This window comes from Peteryoungia aggregata LMG 23059, from assembly GCF_030814435.1.
GTDB lineage: Bacteria > Pseudomonadota > Alphaproteobacteria > Rhizobiales > Rhizobiaceae > Allorhizobium > Allorhizobium aggregatum.
In genome coordinates this window covers 196,570-213,344 of sequence record NZ_JAUSUW010000008.1, presented here as the reverse complement: position 1 = coordinate 213,344, position 16,775 = coordinate 196,570, and the positions used below count along the sequence as shown (strand labels likewise).

Sequence of the window (16,775 nt, the reverse complement as noted above, 5' to 3'; positions counted from 1 at the left end):
GTGGCTCCCTGTTTTTAATTTGTCGGGGGGGTTTTGGCGGCGCGGGGGGGTGTGTTGGGGGGGTTGTAGGTTTTATAAATCCCCCCCCCCCCCCCCCCCCTCTGCCCTCCTGAGCTTGTCGAAGGGCGGACATCTCCCCCACAAGGGGGGAGGCTGGCTAACCCGCCAGCGTGGCGTTTCCCCTTTGGCGTTGCAGAGGTAGCGGCAGACGAGACGCTCCGCTCTCCCCCCTTGTGGGGGAGATGTCACGCAGTGACAGAGGGGGCGCACGACAAAACTTCGAGAAATCGGCACCGTCTGACCTGCCGGCCGCCTCTCTCACGAGGTCTGGAGGCTTTTATATGCTCGCTCGCGCCATCCAGACAGTGCGGATGCCGGCAGAACGCATGCCCTGCCGGCCGCAAGGGGTAACCGCCATGTCGCGCGGGATCAGAACTTCATGCCGACCGAAAGTGCTGCATTGAAGGACTGGCCGACGGCGATGCCGAGCGCGTTGCTGCCGATCGACGAGGTGTAATAGGTCTTGTCGAAGATGTTGTTGAGGTTCAGCTGGATCTCGATCGGATGCTCGCGCTCGATGGTATAGCTGGCGAAGAGGTCGACGGTGCCGTAACCCGGCAGGTCAAAACTGTTGTCGGCATCGCCGGCGCGGCGGCCGACGCCCTTGATGGCGCCGCCGAAGCGCAGGGATCCTGCGCCATCGAAGACCTCGCCGTAGTCATAGGCGATGCGCAGCGATGCGGTGTGGCGGGCGACATTGGCGAGGTTGTTGCCGAGGAGGAGCGGGTCCTCGTCCTCGACCACGACCGCATCGGTCAGGCCATAGCTGCCGATCACCTGCAATTCATCGGTCAGCTGGCCGGCGAGATCGAGTTCCACGCCCTTGGAGCGGACGAGGCCGGCGGTGCTGTAGACGCCTGGTGCCAGGGCATAGGCGACGTTCTTCTTCTCGGCATAGAAGACGGCGAGCGTGCCGCTTAGCCAGTCGGTGACATCGAGCTTGGAGCCGAGTTCGTAGGAGATACCCTCTTCCGGATCGAGACTGCCATAGGGGTTGTTGATCGAGCTGTTGGGGCGGAAGGTGCGGGCGACATTGGCATAAAGCGAGGAATCGGGGCGGACTTCCCAGACCAGGCCGGCATTGGGGATCAGGGCATTGCCGTTGGTATCGCTGTTTTCGGTCGAGCCGCTGCCGGCGGTGATGTCATAATGCTCGAGGCGCAGGCCGGCGACGGCGATCAGCTGGTCGGTGAGATGCACGCGGTCCTGAGCATAAACAGCCTGGGTCCGCATGTGCTGGTATTCTTCGGCGGCGGTCGCCGCATTGTAGGTGCAAGGGGAAATTGCGCCATAGACGGGGTTGTTGACGTTGAGACGGTTGTTCAGATTGCAGGTCTGGAGCGCAGCGCGGGCGATGTCTTCCTTGCGCAGGGCCATTCCGAAGAGGAATTCGTTTTCGAAGCCCATGAGGTCTTCGCTGCCGGTCAGGTCTGTTCTCAGCGAATGGACCGTCGTGTCGTAATAGCCGCGCACGTCGGAGCGGCGGGTGAGGATGCCGGTCGTCGCATTGTAGGCGGTGGCGCGGGTCTGGTCGGCGGAAAAACTGTCCTTGCTGTAGGCATAGTTGACGCTGGCGACCCAGTTGCCGCCGAGCTGCTGCTTGACCGAGGCCTTGAACAGGTCGGATGCGCCATCGATTTCGGACCAGGCCTCGTCCAGCCGCTGGCGGGGGCTGATGTCGAGGAAGGTGCCGGTCGTCGCATCATAGACCGTGCCGCGCTCATAGGGCGTCAGATAGTCGTTGTGCGTATAGGAGAGGACGACTTCGGTGCCGTCGCGCTCCCATTTCAGGGAGGGGGCAATCAGCCAGTTTTTCTTGTCGCCGAAATTGCGCCAGTAATCGCCATTCTCCCCTTCGGCAATCAGGCGATAGGAAAAGCCGCTGTCGCCGGCCGGGCCCGTCACATCGAAACCGGCCTTCTTCGAATAACGCCCGGCGCCATAGGCGTAGAATTTCGACCAGGTTTCGGCTGAAAACGTATCTTCCGGCTTCTTCGTCACGAGATTGACCATGCCGCCGGGATCAAGCACGCCGTAGAGGGTGGAGGCCGGGCCTTTGAGGACCTCGACATAATCGGTCGTGGCATTGAAGCTGTGCGGCAAAGCGGTGTTCAAGCCGTCGGTAAGGATCGAGCCGTCGCGGCTTTCGCCGAAGCCACGGCGCATGATCGCATCATTGGCGCCGGCAATGGTGTTGCCCTGGGTGATGCCGCTGACATCGGACAGCGCGTCGTCGAGCGAATTCGCCGACTTGTCCTTCAGCGCCTGCGGCGTGACGGTGGTGATCGCCTGCGGGATTTTTGTGACCGGCGTGTCGCTGCGCGTTGCCGACGAATTGCGCGATGCCTTGTAGCTTTTCGCCTTCTGCCCATCGGCATCGACCACGATCACACCGAGCTCGGTGCTCTCGTCATCCTGGGCGAGCGCCGTATGGGGCACGACCAGAGGCGAGACGCTGACGGTGAGCGACAGGATGAGCGCGGAGAGAGAGGTGGATTTCATCGGAGGACTTCGCAGCAAGGAGAAAAGGATGCGGCCTGATCGGATAGCTGAATGTAGTAGTCAAGTTATCGCCCTGCTCCTGTCACCGAAGAGGCGTTTCCAGGGGACGCAGAAACCGCCAATCCGGGGCGCAAAACGCGCCTGGAAGACCGATGCGCCGGGTTCCGGTCTCCCCAATGCGTTTTTTTAAGGCTATTGATTGTGGACTACTACATTCATGTTTATTGGCCGGTGATGATATTGCCCGGGCATAGGCGACACGCGAGGCACCGGTTGAGGATTATTGGATGTCGACAGAAACCGAACCGAAGCGACTGAAGGACCGCCTGGGCGAGCAGCTCGCCAAGCGGCGGCAGACGCTGTCGCCGGCGCTTCTGAAGGTGCTGGAATTCATCGACGCCAACAGGCACCGGGTGCTGGGACTTTCGGCGCTGGAGATCGGCTTTGCCGTCGGCGCCTCCGATGCCACCGTCATCCGGGCCATCCAGGCGCTCGGCTTCAGCGGCATCCGGGAGCTGAAGGACGTGCTGGAGGCCTGGCTCGGCGAGACCGATTCACCGATCGAGAAGATGGCGTCGACGCTGCGGGATATTGACGGGCAAGTGGGCGACGCCATCGATTTTGCGCTCAATTCGACGGCGGCGACGGTCGAGCACCTCTCGTCTGCCGATAACCGTGCAGCCCTCAATCGCATCGCCGCGCTGTTCGGTGAAGCAAAGGCCGTGGCGATCTTCGGCATCGGCGCCTCGGGGATCATCGCCGAATACGGCGCGCGGCTGTTTGCCCGCTCCGGTATTCCAAGCCGGGCGCTGAACGCCACCGGCATCGCGCTTGCCGAACAGCTGCTGGTCCTCGAACCAGGGCATCTGCTGATCATGCTACTGCATGGGCGTTCGCACCGGGAGGCGATGGCAACGATTGCCGAGGCGGAGCGGCTCGGCGTGCCGATCGTCATGGTGATCGGCAAGGCCGATACGCCGCTGCGCAGCCATGCAAAAGAAGTGCTGATCCTGCCTCGGGCCAAGACCGAACGGCTCGCCCTGCATGCGCCCTCGCTGATTGCGCTCGAACTGCTGCATATCGTCTATTCGATGGTAAAGCCGGATGAGACGCTCGCCTCGCTGGAGCGGCTGATCGAACTCAGGACGCTGATCCGTCCCAGCGGGAAATGAGGGCCTGATTTGCCTGTCGGATCTGGCGCCGTGGGGACGGTACTCAGCCCTTCTGAGCCAGCGGGCCGTTCTTCGCCATCCAGATCACATGCTTCTTGCCGCGCCCTGTTCTCCCGGCGCGGACCGGAATCTCCTCCACGCCATAGCCGCAGTCCTTCAAGCGGCGCGTGAAGTGCTGATCGGGGCCTTGTGACCAGACGCCGAGCATGCCGCCGCGGGTCAGCGCGGATTTGGATTTGCGTAACCCGTCATGGGAATAGAGGCCGTCATTCGCTTCACGGGTGAGGCCATCAGGGCCATTGTCGACATCGAGCAGGATGGCGTCGAACTGACCTTTGGATTTGGCAATCAGCGTGCCGACATCACCGACATGGATCGCCACGCGCGGGTCGTCGAGGCTGCCGGCATAGATCTCGGCCATGGGTCCGCGTGCCCAATCGACGACGGCGGGCACGAGTTCGGCGACGGTCACCTTCGCATCCTGAGGCAAAACAGCAAGGGCGGCACGCAGGGTAAAGCCCATGCCGAGGCCGCCGATCAGGATATGCGGGCGCTTGTGGGTCGCGATCCGCTCGAAGGCGAGCGTGGCGAGCGCTTCTTCGGAGCCGCTGAGGCGGCTGTTCATCAGCTCGTTGGTGCCGAGCATGATGGAGAATTCCGTGCCGCGTTGTTTCAGGCGCAATTCGCCGCCGCCGGGTATCTTGGCCGTGTCGAGCTGGATCCAGGGGAGCATGGGTCATTTCCTGCGCTTCAAGAGTTCGGCTGCCCGTATCACGGCTGAGCCTGAAGGTTCAATGTCGCGCCGTACCGGAGATGGAGAACGAGGCTTGCGGTTGATCCCGCTTCCGGGGATATCTTGTGGTCGCCGGCCAGGCTGCCGGATCGTAATTGTTCCAGGAGACTGCCCATGCCCGCCCCCGTGAACCTCTTCAAGAAAGCGCTGCGTGAAGAAACCGGTCTCCTGACCGGCCTCTGGGTGGCGCTCGCCAATCCGCATTCGGCGGAAATCTGCGCCGGGGCCGGCTTCGACTGGATCCTCATCGATGCCGAACACGGGCCGAACGACATTCCGCTGATCGCAGCCCAGCTTGCCGCCGTCACTCGCCATCCGGCGCATCCGGTGGTGCGGCTTCCGGTCGGCGAGCCCTGGATGATCAAGCAGGCGCTCGATATCGGCGCCCAGACGCTGATGATCCCGATGGTCGAGACGGCTGAACAGGCCAAGATGCTTGCCAAGGCCCTGCGTTACCCGCCTTTCGGCATTCGCGGCATGGGGGCAAGCCTTGGGCGCGCATCGGATTTCGGCCGGGTGAGCGACTATGCCGATACGGCCAATGATGAGGTCTGCCTGATCGCGCAGATCGAGAGCCGGCTGGGTGTCGAGAATGCTGAGGCGATCCTCGCGACCGAAGGCGTCGATGCCGTGCTGATCGGGCCTGCCGATCTCTCTGCCGACATGGGCTATCGCGGCAAGGCGACCGTGCCTGAGGTGATGGAGACGGTCGAGGCGCTGATCGGCAAGATCAAGGCTTCCGGCAAGCCGGCTGGCATCATGACCGGCGACGCGGAGATGATCGCACTCGCGCGCCGCGCCGGCGTGCGCTTCATGGCGAATGGCACGGATACGGGGCTGCTCGCGCGCGCGGCCGCCTCCATGGCGGCCGAGATGCGGAATGCAGGCGGCGCTGCGTCTGCCCCTGCCAAGGGTGCGGGTGGCTATTCGTAATCGGCGCGGTTGATGCCGTGGCGCTGGAGCTTGTCGTAGAAGGTCTTGCGCGGAAGGCCGAGCGCGTCGATCGTCGAGCGCACATCACCCTTGTTCGCTTTCAAGGCCTCGCGGATGAGAGCTGCCTCGTGGCGCTCCATCCGCTCCGGCAGGGTCAAGTCAGATCCCGCAACAGGTGACACCGCTTTCGGCGGCGGCGTGATGCCAAGCACGACCCGTTCGGCGAAATGCGAGAGTTCCCGCACATTGCCTGGCCAGTCGTGGCTTTCGAGATGGCGGCGCACATCGGTCGTCATGCTGGGAATTTCGCGGCGGAAGCGCTCTGCAGCCCGGGTGGCGAAATGGGCAAAGAGCAGCGGGATATCGGCGCGGCGCTCCCTGAGCGGCGGGATCGAGATCGTCACGACGTTCAGGCGATAATAGAGGTCCTCGCGGAACTCGCCGCGTTCGGTAGGATTGCCGAGATCGAGTTTCGCGGCGGCGACGACGCGCAGGTCGACGGGCCTGTTTTCGTTGGTGCCAAGCGGGCTGACTTCCCGCATTTCCAGAACCCGCAGCATCTTTACCTGGGTGGAAAGCGGCATGCTCTCGATCTCGTCGAGAAACAGCGTGCCGCTGCTGGCATGTTCGATCCGACCGATGCGCTTCTTCTGGGCGCCGGTGAAGGCGCCGGCTTCATGGCCGAAGAGTTCGCTTTCGATGACTGTCTCTGGAAGCGCGCCGCAGTTCAGGGCAACAAAATTGCCCCTGCTGCGGCGGCTCCAGCGATGCAGAAGCGTTGCCACCACTTCCTTGCCGCTGCCGGTCTCGCCGGCGATCAAGACGTCGACATCGGTATCGGCGATCTGGCGGAGCGTCTGGCGCAGATACTCCATGGCCGGCGTCTGGCCGATCAGCGGCAGATCGTCGGGCGTCGTGTTTGCCGCCTCGCGCAGGCGGCGGTTTTCGAGAACCAGCCGGCGTTTCTCGGTGGCGCGCGCGACGCTCTGGACGAGGCGGTCGGCGGGGAAGGGCTTGGCGATGAAGTCATAGGCGCCGTCGTGGAGGGCCTTCACCGCCATGTCGACATCGCCATGGCCGGTGATCAGCAGGACGGGCAGATCCGGGTCGAGGGCGCGGATATGGGCAAAGAGCTCCAGCCCGTCCATGCCGGCCATGCGGATGTCGGTGACGACTATGGCCTCGCTGTCCAGTGACAGCTGGGCGAGCGCCTGGGGGGCGGCGGTGAAATCGCGCACGGCATAACCGGCCAGTTCTAGCGTCTGGCGGGTGGCGCGGCGCAGCGCCTGATCGTCGTCGACGAGGATGATGTCGATGCTCATGCCCGAGCCCTCTTGAGGGTGATGGTGAAGGTGGTGCCCGCCGCGCTCGTCTCGACCGAAAGCCGTCCGCCGTATTCCCCGACGATGTCCCGGGCGATCACCAGGCCGAGGCCGAGGCCACCGTCCTTGGAGGTGGTGAAGGGGATGAACAGGTGATCCCTGACATAATCCGGCAGGCCGGGGCCCGTGTCGCTGACGGCGAGATCGAGTTCGCCGTCGGTGAGGCGCGTGAGCCGGATGGTGATCGCGGGATCTGTTGTGCCGTCAATGGCTTCGAGCGCGTTCTGCAGGAGATTGATCAGTACCTGTTCGAGGCGGATGCGCTGGGCAAGCACCATCAGCCCTTTGGGAATGTCGCCAATGGTGAGGCGATCGAAGCTGCCGGCAAATCGGCTCTTCAACAGGAAGAGGGCGCCGTCGATGGCGGCTTTCAGCTCGACCGGCTCGGCCGCCTGACGGCCCTTGCGGGCGAGGCCCTTCAACTCGCCGGTGATCGCGCCGATGCGGTCGGTCAGTTCGGCGATCAGGCCGAGGTTCTCCTTCGCCGTCTCACCGTTGCCGCGATCAAGGAAGGCTTTGGCATTGTCGGCATAGGCGCGGATCGTCGCCACCGGCTGGTTGATCTCATGCGCCACACCGGCTGCGACCTGGCCGAGGATCGCCAGCCGGTTCGCCTGGACGAGATCCTGCTGCACGCCTTGCAGGCGGATGTCGGTGGCGCGGTGCTCGGCGATCTCGGCCTCAAGGCGGTCGCGGGCTTCGGTGAGTTCGACTGTGCGCAGGGACACCTGGCGTTCCAGTTCCGCCTGGGCGGCCTTCGCCTCTGCAGTGCGGCGGGCTGTGCTGCCGCTGCGATGGATCAGCCAGGCGCCCAGCGCCAGAAGCGGGGCGACGATCGCGAGGGCGGTCAGGCGCCCTTGCCAGATGGCAGCGCGTTCCGCTTCGGCGCTCGGTGCCAGCACATGCATGCGCCATCCGCTGCCGGGGACATCCAGTTCGATGGAGAGATTGGTCTCATGCGGCATGCCTCGGACTTCTTCCGTCGCGACGAAGGTATGGCCATCTTCCGGGTCCAGGGACCATATCGGCAGGGTTTCCAGCGGCGCCTCGCCGAATTGCAGGCTTTCGCGAATGGTGAGGCGGTCCTCCTGGGGGATGTCGGCCATGGTGAAAAAGCGCCAGTCGGGGCGGCTGGTGATCAGCACGATGCCCCTGGTGTCGGTCACATAGGTCGTGCGGACGGAGCGCTGCCAGTTCGCTTCGAGCGCGTCGAACTCCACCTTGACGACGACCACGCCCAGCGGGCGTCCGGCATCATCCTCCACCCGACGGGAGAGGTAAAGGCCCGGCCTGCGACTGACGCTGCCCAGCGCATATTGTTCGGCGGTGCCGCTGGTCATGGCGCCGGTGAAATACTGGCGGAACGCATAGTTGCTGCCGACGAAGCTGTCGGGCTGGCGGAAATTGCTGGCCGCGATCGCGGTTCCGTCCAGACCGATGACGTAGATCACCGAGGCGCCGGTCCCGGGGGGCAGGGCTTCGAGCTTTTCGTTGAGGCCGGCAATCGCCTCCGCCGAAGGTGCAGCCAGGGCATCGACCAGTTCCCCGTCATTTGCCAGGACAAGTGGCAGGGTGCGCGAGCGGTCGAGCACGGCCAGCAGCAGCGCCCGCTTCAACTCGGCATCGGACATCACATCTTCGGCCAGCGCGTCGAGGGCTGCATGCCGCGCCCGCTCGCCGGCATAGAACAGACCGGACGCCAGGATGGCCATCGCGGCAAGGCCGTAGGCAAGCCACAGGAGGCGGTGGTTTCGGTGGACTATTGCCATGGAGATTGCGATCTCGTTGTGCGTTCTTTCGCACTATAGCAGAGTGCTTGCGTGTGGAAAACCGCACATCTTCATGTGGTGATTCAACTGTCTCAGACTTAAAGCGTCAATTAAAACAGATTCTTATGTCTTTTTCCTCGATCTGGCACGCGCCTTGCTGACCATTTCTCCAAGCGGCCATGTGCCGCTCCCCATTTAGATCAGCAACCGCCCGGGAGGCCGGAACTTGTTCCGTCAGGGCGCCCCATGGAGGAAAGCATGCATATCGATACCACTGGGCACGCGCCCGAGGGCCGTCAGCCCTTTTACAAGCATCTCTATGTCCAGGTTCTGGCCGCGATCGCAGCCGGCATCCTGCTTGGCCATTTCTATCCCGAGATCGGCGCGCAGCTGAAGCCGCTGGGCGATGCCTTCATCAAGCTCGTCAAGATGATCATCGCGCCGGTCATCTTCCTAACGGTCGCGACCGGCATTGCCGGCATGACCGACATGAAGAAGGTCGGTCGCGTCGCTGGCAAGGCGATGCTGTACTTCCTCACCTTCTCGACGCTGGCGCTGGTCGTCGGCCTTGTTGTCGCAAACGTCGTGCAGCCGGGTGCGGGCATGCATATCGACCCCGCGACGCTCGATGCGGCGGCTGTCGCGACCTACACCGAAAAGGCGCATGACTCGTCGATCACAGGCTTCCTGATGAACATCATCCCGACGACCATCGTCGGCGCCTTTGCGGATGGCGACATCCTTCAGGTCCTGTTCTTCTCGATCCTGTTCGGCATTTCGCTGGCGCTGGTCGGCGAGCGTGGCCAGCCGGTCACAGACTTCCTGCAGGCGGTGATTGCGCCGGTCTTTAAGCTGGTCGCGATCCTGATGAAGGCCGCCCCCATCGGTGCCTTCGGCGCCATGGCCTTCACCATCGGCAAATACGGTATCGGCTCGGTCACCAACCTCGCCATGCTGATCGGTACGTTTTATCTGACGTCTTTCCTGTTCGTCGCCGTGATCCTCGGTGCTGTCTGCCGTTACAACGGTTTCTCGATCCTGGCGCTCATCCGCTACATCAAGGAAGAGCTGCTTCTGGTTCTCGGAACATCCTCTTCGGAAGCTGCCCTTCCGGGCCTGATGAGCAAGATGGAAAAGGCCGGCTGCAAGCGCTCGGTCGTCGGCCTGGTCATTCCGACCGGCTATTCCTTCAACCTCGACGGCACGAATATCTACATGACGCTTGCTGCGCTGTTCATCGCCCAGGCGACGGATATTCCGTTGTCGCTCGGCGACCAGATCCTGCTTCTCGCCGTTGCCATGCTGAGCTCGAAGGGGGCTGCCGGCATTACCGGTGCGGGCTTCATCACGCTCGCCGCAACGCTTTCGGTCGTGCCGTCCGTGCCGGTTGCCGGCATGGCACTGATCCTCGGCATCGACCGCTTCATGTCGGAATGCCGCGCGATCACCAACTTCATCGGCAATGCGGTCGCGACCGTCGTTGTTGCCCGCTGGGAAGGCGAGCTCGATCAGACGCTGTTCCATGCCGCCCTCGGCGGCAAGGTTCTCGAAGAGGACGATATCCAGCCGGAACTGCAGCCGGCGGAGTAATCTTCCGCACCGACCCAAGACGGTGATCGGAACAGAAGCGCGGCCCGGCATTTGTCGGGCCGCGCTTTTTGATTCTCGCTATTCGGCTGCGATGATGTGGAACTGCTGCGGCTCGCCCGGATGCTGGGCCTTGCTCATCAGATAGATGAGACAGCTTGTTCTGAGCAGCGAGGCAAAGTTCGAGACCGAGCCGTTGATCTCGAGCGCCTCATCGTAAAGCGTCGAGAGAAAGCGGGATGTCGAAAAATTCTGGCTGGCGGCGATCTCGTCGATCAGCACCCAGAAAGCGGCTTCAAGCTGAATGCTGGTGGAATGACCACCGATGCGGACGGAGCGGTTGACCGCGCGATAGCGGGCCGGGTCCTGTCCTGCGAAGACTTCACACATGGCATGCTCCTCCCTGGTTTTCGTTTTTTCGTTCTTCGGTCTTTTGAGCATTATGTTGCGCGTCGCGGCTCCGGTCAATTTCCGTCTTTTCTAAACTGCCTCGCCCGTATGCAAAGAATGGACACGTGTTCCGGCGAAAAAAATCACCTGCGGTAATGGGCTGCTACCAGCCTTCCGGCAAATCGCGACATTCTCCGGACATGACATTTGTCAGTATGCGAGGAGCAGCCCCTTGGCGAAAATGATCCATTCGATGATCCGTGTTCTGGAGGAGGTCCGGTCCGTCTCCTTCTATGTCCAGGCATTCGGTCTGGAAGTCGCAGAACGTCTCGATTTCGAGACCTTCACCCTGATCTATCTCAGCAATGCGGAGAGCGAATTCGAGCTTGAGCTTACGGTCAACAAGGGCCGCGAGGAGGCCTACGACCTTGGCAATGGCTACGGCCATCTGGCCTTAAGCGTTTCGGATCTCGACGCCGAGCACAAGCGGCTGACCGATCTCGGCTTGAACCCGAACAAGATCGTCGAATTCAACCGGGACGGGGCATTGCTCGCCCGCTTCTTCTTCATCACTGATCCCGATGGCTACAAGATCGAGGTCCTGCAGCGGCACGGTCGGTACAAATGATCGGGAGGCCGGGGAAGAGGAGTTCCCGGCCTTTCTAGTTTCGCAGACGGTTGGCGCGATCATCGCGCCTGCCTGGGGTGGCGGCCTAAGCCGTCGCACTTCATCTCATGGGAGGAGAATGACGTGGTTACGATACTCGACAAGACCGGGGGCATGTCCCGTCGCCAGCTTCTGAAGACCGGTGCGGCGAGTGCCGTGCTGATGGTCACCGGGACTGCGGTGATCTGTCCCGACCAGGCCTGGGGCCTGGAGGCGACCGCCCTGAAGCCGGACACGCTCGCGACGCTCATCAAGATGGCGCGCGACATCTACCCGCATGACCAGGTCGCCGAGCGCTTCTACGCGGCAGCCGTCAAGGGGCAGGACACGATGGCTGCTAAGGATGAGAAGCACAAGGCGCTGATCGAGGACGGCATCGCCGATCTCGACAGCAGAGCGGGTGCCGGCGGATATCGTGGCCTCGGCTGGGAGGACGATCGCGTGGCGATCCTGCGCGACATCGAGACGACGCCCTTCTTCCAGGCGGTGCGCGGCGACCTCGTGGTCAGCCTCTATAACCAGAAGGAGATCTGGCCGATCTTCGGCTACGAGGGCGAGTCCTATTCCAAGGGCGGCTATATCGAGCGCGGGTTCGACGACATTACCTGGCTCTGAGCTACCTACCCCAGACACGCATTCATCGTCGCCGGAAGGAGGCCCATCGCGGATGGGAACGGCGGCGCTTACCCAAATTGACCGATTTCCCGGGAGGAAAACATGGCAGCGCCCTATGATCTCAACGACGACAGCGTGGTCGTCATCATCGGCTCCGGTGCAGGCGGCGGCACACTCGCCAACGAGCTTGCCCAGAAGGGCATCGACGTGGTCGTGCTCGAAGCCGGTGCCCGCATCGAATACGAGGACTTCATCAATGACGAATGGGAGAGCTTTTCCCAGCTCGCCTGGCTCGACAACCGCACCACTGGTGGCGGCTGGCGGGTGTCGAAGGACTTCCCCAACCTGCCGGCCTGGATCGTCAAGGCCGTCGGCGGCACCACCACCCACTGGGCGGGTGCATCGCTCCGTATCCAGGAGCACGAGTTCAAGACGCTGACGAATTACGGCAAGGTCGAGGGCGCCAATCTGCTCGACTGGCCGATCACGCTTGCCGATCTCGAGCCATACTATGCCAAGGCCGAAGACAAGATGGGCGTTACCCGCACCAACGGCATCGAGGGCCTGCCCGGCAACAACAATTTCAAGATCCTGAAGGCCGGAGCTGACAAGCTGGGTTACAAGGAATGTCACACCGGCAATATGGCGATCAACTCGGCGGATCGCGATGATCGCATGAGCTGTCAGCAGACCGGCTTCTGCTTCCAGGGCTGCAAATGGGGCGCCAAGTGGTCGACGCTCTACACGGAAATCCCGAAAGGCGAGGCGACCGGCAAGCTCGAAGTGCGGCCGCAGTCGCATGTCATCAAGATCGAGCATGACGCAAACGGCAAGGTCAATGCCGTCGTCTATGCCGACAAGGATGGTAATCTGCAGAGCCAGAAGGCGCGCATCGTCTGCGTGGCCGGCAATTCGATCGAAAGCCCGCGCCTGCTGTTGAACTCGGCGTCGTCAATGTTCCCGGATGGGCTTTCCAACTCGTCCGGTCAGGTCGGCAAGAACTACATGCGCCACACGACGGGTTCGGTCTATGCCGTCTTCGACAAGCCGGTGCATTTCTATCGTGGCACGACCATGGCCGGAATCATCCAGGACGAGGCCCGTCACGACCCTTCGCGCGGCTTCGTCGGCGGCTATGAGCTGGAGACACTGGCGCTCGGCGTGCCCTTCATGGCAGCTTTCCTCGATCCTGGCGGCTGGGGGCGCTCGTTTGCATCTGCGATGGACCAATATGCCAATATGGCGGGTCTGTGGATCGTCGGCGAGGACATGCCGCAGGAGCAGAATGCGGTGAAGCTGCATGGCGAGCTCAAGGACAAATATGGCATGCCGATCCCGGATGTCTGGTTTACCGATCATCCGAATGACGAGGCGATGCGAAACCATGCCTACCAGCAGGGCGTGGCGATCTACGAGGCCGTGGGTGCTACCCGTGCCTTCCCGACACCGCCCTATCCGTCTACCCACAATCTCGGCACAAACCGGATGAGCGAGAAGGCGCAGGACGGCGTCGTCAACAAGTGGGGCCAGAGCCACGACATCAGCAACCTCTTCGTCTCAGACGGCAGCCAGTTCACCACGGGTGCCGCAGAAAATCCGACCCTGACGATCGTGTCTCTCGCGATCCGCCAGGCGGATTACATCGCCGAGCAGATGGGCCAAGGCACGATCTGAGCGGTTCAGACTACCTCCCTCTTGCGGGCAGCGATCGCGACATGCGGTCCTGCCCGCCTTTTCGTGGGAAGGCGAGGCTCAGTGGCTGCGGGCGGCGACCAGAGCGCGGGCCTTGTCGCGGGTCCGGACGACGGCCTTTCGTAGGCGGGCGGTGCGACCATTGTCGTTGTCGGCGACCGTCATGGGGTTGCCACGCCATTCGAAGCCACTGCCGAACCAGGCGGCGATGAAGAGTGCCGGCAAGAACAGGTCACGCAGGAGCATGGCGGGCAGAATGCGCCAGTTGCTCGGCCAGCCATAGGTGCGAGACAGAGCGATCTCTGCACCATACCAGATGGCGAGATAGGCAAAGGGTGCAGCGAGGGGCAGCGCGCCGGTCACCACGAGTGTGATCATTGCCGCTATCGGCAGGGCAGCACCGGTCAAGATTTCCGGCAGGAAGTAGAGCGGGAAAGAGGCGCGGCGCAAGCGGGCCCAGCGCAGCTGGCGCTTCCAGACGGCGGAGATGTCGCGTTCTCCCAACGGCTGCGGGAAGGGCTCGTGTACGAGGCGAACCTTGAGACCGGCGCTACGGATCAACAGTGTTGCGGCAGCGTCTTCCGCCACTTCTTCGCCGAGGCGCTCGAAGCCGCCGAGATGGGTGATCAGCTGCCGGCTGAACAGCATCGACTTGCCTTGCGCGAAGCCGAAGCCGACGGAATCTGCAAGGATCTGCCAGCGCGCCTGGAAGCTGTCGAGCCAGGCGCTTTCGAGATGGGCGCCGAAATTCTCGGGTTCGGTGCCGGCCGGAGGCGAGCAGACCAGGCCCGTCTGGCTGTCCCAGCGTTCCATCATGCGGGCAATGTGATCGCACGGCATCAGCACGTTGCTGTCGGTCATGACGATCCAGTCGTGACGGGCAGAGCGCCAGCCCTTCACCACATTGTTCATCTTCGGATTGACGCTGAACAGGTCCTCGCCGACCAGCAGGCGAGAGGGGATGCCTGGATGTTCGGCCATCAGCCGGCGGGCGAGTGCTGCGGCCGGATCGTCGGCCCGGGCGACACAGAAGAGGATCTCGTAATATGGCCAGTCGAGCTGGAAGGACGAGCGCAGGCATCGCTCGAGATTGTTTTCCAGGCCGCAGATCGGGCGGATCAGCGTGACCGACGGGCGTGCTGCATACTGTGCGGACGCGTTCCGGTGACGTAACCTGGCGCCCATCGCCAAGGCGATGCTTGCGACTTGGATCAAGAGCGCGATCGCAGCGAACCAGATCAACAGTGTCATGGCGGATCTCCGGGTTTTCTCTTCCGGATAGCACCGCTCTGTGACAGTTCGGCGAAGCCTCGCGGCCGCAGGACGCCCGGGTCATTCCTTTGAGCGCAGAGCGTGCAGCAGCTTGAAGCCGAGGATCGCGGCAACGGCAGCGGCTGCGAGAAAGCCGCTGATGCTGCCGCTGATCTCGGCGATCTCCGTCACGCTGTCGCTGAAGGTGGCCCCGAGGCCGGTATAGAGGCCGACCCAGACGGCTTCGCCCACGATGCCGGCAGAGGTGAAGCGCAGCCAGGAGAAGCCGGATGCACCTGCCATCAGGTTGAGATAGGGGCCGAGCGGCGACAGCAGCCAACGCGTCAGAAAAACCGCAACGGTGCCGCGCTCGTCCATTTCCCGCTTCGCCCGTTCAATCGCCCGGCTGCGCGCCGGATTGCGGGCGACGATCGGAACCAGCCGCTTTCCGGCGGTGCGACCCAGGATGTAGCCGAGCTGGTCGCCGAGGACGGCGGCGCCGAGCGCTACCGCGATGACCATCCAGAGCGTGAAATCGCCGGCGGTGGCAAAGGCGCCCATCAGCATCATGACGATCGAGGCCGGCAGCGGTGCGCCGAGGCAGCTCACGCAGACCACAAGGCCGAGAACGGAAAGCCCATAGGAGGGAAGCGACGCGAGCAGCGTCTCGGTCAGGCTCATTTCCCCGGATCCTGTCGGCGCAGTTCGGCAAGCGATGCCTCGATCTCCGCCTTGAAATCCTCGAAGCTCTGGTCCCGCTCGTCGGCGAGGCGCTCAAGCGAAGGACGGGGGCCATCCTTTGGCGGGGGCGGCAAGTTCAGGTCACGTGCGAGCTCCTCGACCGGTACATGCCAGGAATGGGCGACATAGCCGATCGTCATCCAGGGTTCGGGCGGCAGGTCCTGGCGCGCCGGATCATTCCAGTAGACGACGAAGAAGACTGTACGACCGGCAAAGAAGATCGCAAGCGCCATTGCCAGCACGAAGGTAGAGGTGAGGATGCTGTGACGGCGCCAGAGTCTGAGGAAGGGCTTCACGGTTCTCTTGTGTGCTCCGCTCGTCTCGATGTTGACAGATCCCGGCATGGGGCTTCTATCGTCCGTCTCCATGTAAGCGAGAACAGGGAGCGGCGGCAATGGCGGAAGCGGAGGTCAGGCTCGAGGACAGCTGGAAGGCCGTGCTGGGGGAGGAATTCGACCGGTCCTACATGAGCGACCTCAAGGGGTTCTTGCAGCGGGAAAAGGCGGCGGGCAAGACCATCTTTCCGAAGGGGGCCGAGTATTTTCGTGCGCTCGATCTGACGCCCCTCGACGAGGTGAGGGTGGTCGTCCTCGGGCAGGATCCCTATCACGGGGCAGGGCAGGCGCATGGGCTCTGCTTCAGCGTCAGGCCCGGCGTGCGTATCCCGCCTTCGCTGGTCAACATCTACAAGGAGATGCAGAGCGATCTCGGCATCCCACCGGCACGCTACGGCTTCCTTGAGCACTGGGCGCGTCAGGGCGTGCTGCTGCTCAACAGCGTCTTGACGGTCGAGGAGGCGCGCGCCGCCTCACATCAGGGGCAGGGATGGGAGCAGTTCACCGATGCGGTGATCCGGGCTGTGAACGAGGACTGTGAACATGTGGTCTTCATGCTCTGGGGATCGTATGCGCAGAAGAAGGCTGCCTTCGTTGACCGTGGACGCCATCTGGTGCTCAGGGCGCCGCATCCCTCGCCGCTTTCCGCACACAACGGCTTCTTCGGTTGCCGCCATTTTTCCCAGGCCAATGATTATCTGCTTGCGCATGAGAGAAAGACCATCGACTGGCAATTGCCTGAAACGCCTTGATACGACTTCATGAAAAATATTTCGATCTTTTCTTAAGTAAGAATTTCATCATTCTACCGGTGCGACAAAATACAGCCTGACGTTTATTGTCTCTTGTTTTGACGCAATGCAGATTGCTCCACGATATTTCCAAT

15 protein-coding genes are annotated in these 16,775 nt (G+C 62.7%); 7 read left to right on the top strand and 8 right to left on the bottom strand.

Annotated elements, in window-relative coordinates; genetic code table 11:
• Nucleotides 1-429: 429 nt before the first annotated feature.
• The gene (locus J2045_RS15405; RefSeq protein WP_307374302.1) at nt 430-2,562 is read right to left on the bottom strand and encodes a TonB-dependent siderophore receptor; all 2,133 of its coding nucleotides are present in this window, start codon (nt 2,560-2,562) and stop codon (nt 430-432) included.
• A gap of 287 nt (nt 2,563-2,849) precedes the next feature.
• Between J2045_RS15405 and J2045_RS15400 the strand changes: the two genes are divergently transcribed.
• A complete protein-coding gene (locus J2045_RS15400; RefSeq protein WP_307374300.1) occupies nt 2,850-3,734 on the top strand; it encodes a MurR/RpiR family transcriptional regulator in 885 nt (294 codons plus the stop codon).
• 43 nt (nt 3,735-3,777) lie between these two features.
• On the opposite strand, the gene J2045_RS15395 is transcribed toward J2045_RS15400, so the two are convergent.
• Nucleotides 3,778-4,467, bottom strand: coding sequence for a spermidine synthase (locus J2045_RS15395; protein ID WP_307374298.1), 690 nt, complete (start codon nt 4,465-4,467; stop codon nt 3,778-3,780).
• A gap of 174 nt (nt 4,468-4,641) precedes the next feature.
• Here J2045_RS15395 and J2045_RS15390 point away from each other — a divergent pair, with 174 nt between their 5' ends.
• Nucleotides 4,642-5,460, top strand: a complete 819-nt coding sequence (locus J2045_RS15390) for an HpcH/HpaI aldolase family protein (RefSeq protein WP_307374296.1) — start codon at nt 4,642-4,644, stop codon at nt 5,458-5,460.
• Here J2045_RS15390 and J2045_RS15385 read toward each other — a convergent pair.
• Nucleotides 5,451-6,782 carry a sigma-54-dependent transcriptional regulator gene (locus tag J2045_RS15385; protein WP_307374295.1) on the bottom strand — a complete coding sequence of 444 codons (1,332 nt, stop codon included), beginning with the start codon at nt 6,780-6,782 and terminating at the stop codon, nt 5,451-5,453. The two genes, J2045_RS15390 and J2045_RS15385, sit on opposite strands and share 10 nt — an antisense overlap.
• Nucleotides 6,779-8,611 (bottom strand): sensor histidine kinase, encoded by a 1,833-nt coding sequence (locus J2045_RS15380; protein WP_307374293.1) that lies wholly within the window; start codon nt 8,609-8,611, stop codon nt 6,779-6,781. The genes J2045_RS15385 and J2045_RS15380 overlap by 4 nt, the downstream gene beginning before the upstream one ends.
• Nucleotides 8,612-8,869: 258 nt before the next feature.
• On the opposite strand from J2045_RS15380, the gene J2045_RS15375 reads away from it, so the two are divergent.
• Nucleotides 8,870-10,201 (top strand): dicarboxylate/amino acid:cation symporter, encoded by a 1,332-nt coding sequence (locus J2045_RS15375; protein WP_307374291.1) that lies wholly within the window; start codon nt 8,870-8,872, stop codon nt 10,199-10,201.
• 78 nt (nt 10,202-10,279) lie between these two features.
• Here J2045_RS15375 and J2045_RS15370 read toward each other — a convergent pair whose 3' ends face one another.
• A complete protein-coding gene (locus J2045_RS15370) occupies nt 10,280-10,588 on the bottom strand; it encodes a ribbon-helix-helix domain-containing protein (protein ID WP_298462879.1) in 309 nt (102 codons plus the stop codon).
• Nucleotides 10,589-10,820: 232 nt separating this feature from the next.
• On the opposite strand from J2045_RS15370, the gene J2045_RS15365 reads away from it, so the two are divergent.
• The 3 genes from J2045_RS15365 (at nt 10,821) to J2045_RS15355 (ending at nt 13,544) form a co-directional block, all read left to right on the top strand.
• Complete coding sequence (locus tag J2045_RS15365) at nt 10,821-11,216, top strand: VOC family protein (protein WP_307374290.1); 396 nt, start codon at nt 10,821-10,823, stop codon at nt 11,214-11,216.
• A 123-nt stretch (nt 11,217-11,339) separates the two neighbouring features.
• Nucleotides 11,340-11,870 carry a twin-arginine translocation signal domain-containing protein gene (locus J2045_RS15360; protein WP_307374288.1) on the top strand — a complete coding sequence of 177 codons (531 nt, stop codon included), beginning with the start codon at nt 11,340-11,342 and terminating at the stop codon, nt 11,868-11,870.
• 102 nt (nt 11,871-11,972) lie between these two features.
• Nucleotides 11,973-13,544, top strand: a complete 1,572-nt coding sequence (locus tag J2045_RS15355; protein WP_307374286.1) for a GMC family oxidoreductase — start codon at nt 11,973-11,975, stop codon at nt 13,542-13,544.
• Nucleotides 13,545-13,622: 78 nt separating this feature from the next.
• Here the strand turns inward: J2045_RS15355 and J2045_RS15350 are convergent, their stop codons facing one another.
• The 3 genes from J2045_RS15350 to J2045_RS15340 all read right to left on the bottom strand — a co-directional run bounded on the left by J2045_RS15350 (nt 13,623) and on the right by J2045_RS15340 (nt 15,898).
• Nucleotides 13,623-14,813 carry a ceramide glucosyltransferase gene (locus tag J2045_RS15350; protein ID WP_307374285.1) on the bottom strand — a complete coding sequence of 397 codons (1,191 nt, stop codon included), beginning with the start codon at nt 14,811-14,813 and terminating at the stop codon, nt 13,623-13,625.
• An 81-nt stretch (nt 14,814-14,894) separates the two neighbouring features.
• Nucleotides 14,895-15,494, bottom strand: a complete 600-nt coding sequence (locus J2045_RS15345) for a DedA family protein (protein ID WP_307374283.1) — start codon at nt 15,492-15,494, stop codon at nt 14,895-14,897.
• Entirely contained in the window at nt 15,491-15,898 is a 408-nt protein-coding gene (locus J2045_RS15340) for a hypothetical protein (protein WP_307374282.1), read from the bottom strand. The genes J2045_RS15345 and J2045_RS15340 overlap by 4 nt, the downstream gene beginning before the upstream one ends.
• A 50-nt stretch (nt 15,899-15,948) precedes the next feature.
• Between J2045_RS15340 and ung the strand changes: the two genes are divergently transcribed.
• Nucleotides 15,949-16,641: a uracil-DNA glycosylase gene (ung, locus tag J2045_RS15335; RefSeq protein WP_307374280.1), complete on the top strand. Its 693-nt coding sequence runs from the start codon at nt 15,949-15,951 to the stop codon at nt 16,639-16,641.
• Nucleotides 16,642-16,775: the final 134 nt, after the last annotated feature.

Coding starts and splice junctions, on each gene's coding strand:
- J2045_RS15370 (WP_298462879.1), bottom strand. CDS start 10,588: ATGTGTGAAGTCTTCGCAGGACAGGACCCGGCCCGCTATCGCGCGGTC.
- J2045_RS15395 (WP_307374298.1), bottom strand. CDS start 4,467: ATGCTCCCCTGGATCCAGCTCGACACGGCCAAGATACCCGGCGGCGGC.
- J2045_RS15375 (WP_307374291.1), top strand. CDS start 8,870: ATGCATATCGATACCACTGGGCACGCGCCCGAGGGCCGTCAGCCCTTT.
- J2045_RS15380 (WP_307374293.1), bottom strand. CDS start 8,611: ATGGCAATAGTCCACCGAAACCACCGCCTCCTGTGGCTTGCCTACGGC.
- J2045_RS15345 (WP_307374283.1), bottom strand. CDS start 15,494: ATGAGCCTGACCGAGACGCTGCTCGCGTCGCTTCCCTCCTATGGGCTT.
- J2045_RS15385 (WP_307374295.1), bottom strand. CDS start 6,782: ATGAGCATCGACATCATCCTCGTCGACGACGATCAGGCGCTGCGCCGC.
- J2045_RS15405 (WP_307374302.1), bottom strand. CDS start 2,562: ATGAAATCCACCTCTCTCTCCGCGCTCATCCTGTCGCTCACCGTCAGC.
- J2045_RS15355 (WP_307374286.1), top strand. CDS start 11,973: ATGGCAGCGCCCTATGATCTCAACGACGACAGCGTGGTCGTCATCATC.
- J2045_RS15350 (WP_307374285.1), bottom strand. CDS start 14,813: ATGACACTGTTGATCTGGTTCGCTGCGATCGCGCTCTTGATCCAAGTC.
- J2045_RS15400 (WP_307374300.1), top strand. CDS start 2,850: ATGTCGACAGAAACCGAACCGAAGCGACTGAAGGACCGCCTGGGCGAG.
- ung (WP_307374280.1), top strand. CDS start 15,949: ATGGCGGAAGCGGAGGTCAGGCTCGAGGACAGCTGGAAGGCCGTGCTG.
- J2045_RS15390 (WP_307374296.1), top strand. CDS start 4,642: ATGCCCGCCCCCGTGAACCTCTTCAAGAAAGCGCTGCGTGAAGAAACC.
- J2045_RS15340 (WP_307374282.1), bottom strand. CDS start 15,898: ATGCCGGGATCTGTCAACATCGAGACGAGCGGAGCACACAAGAGAACC.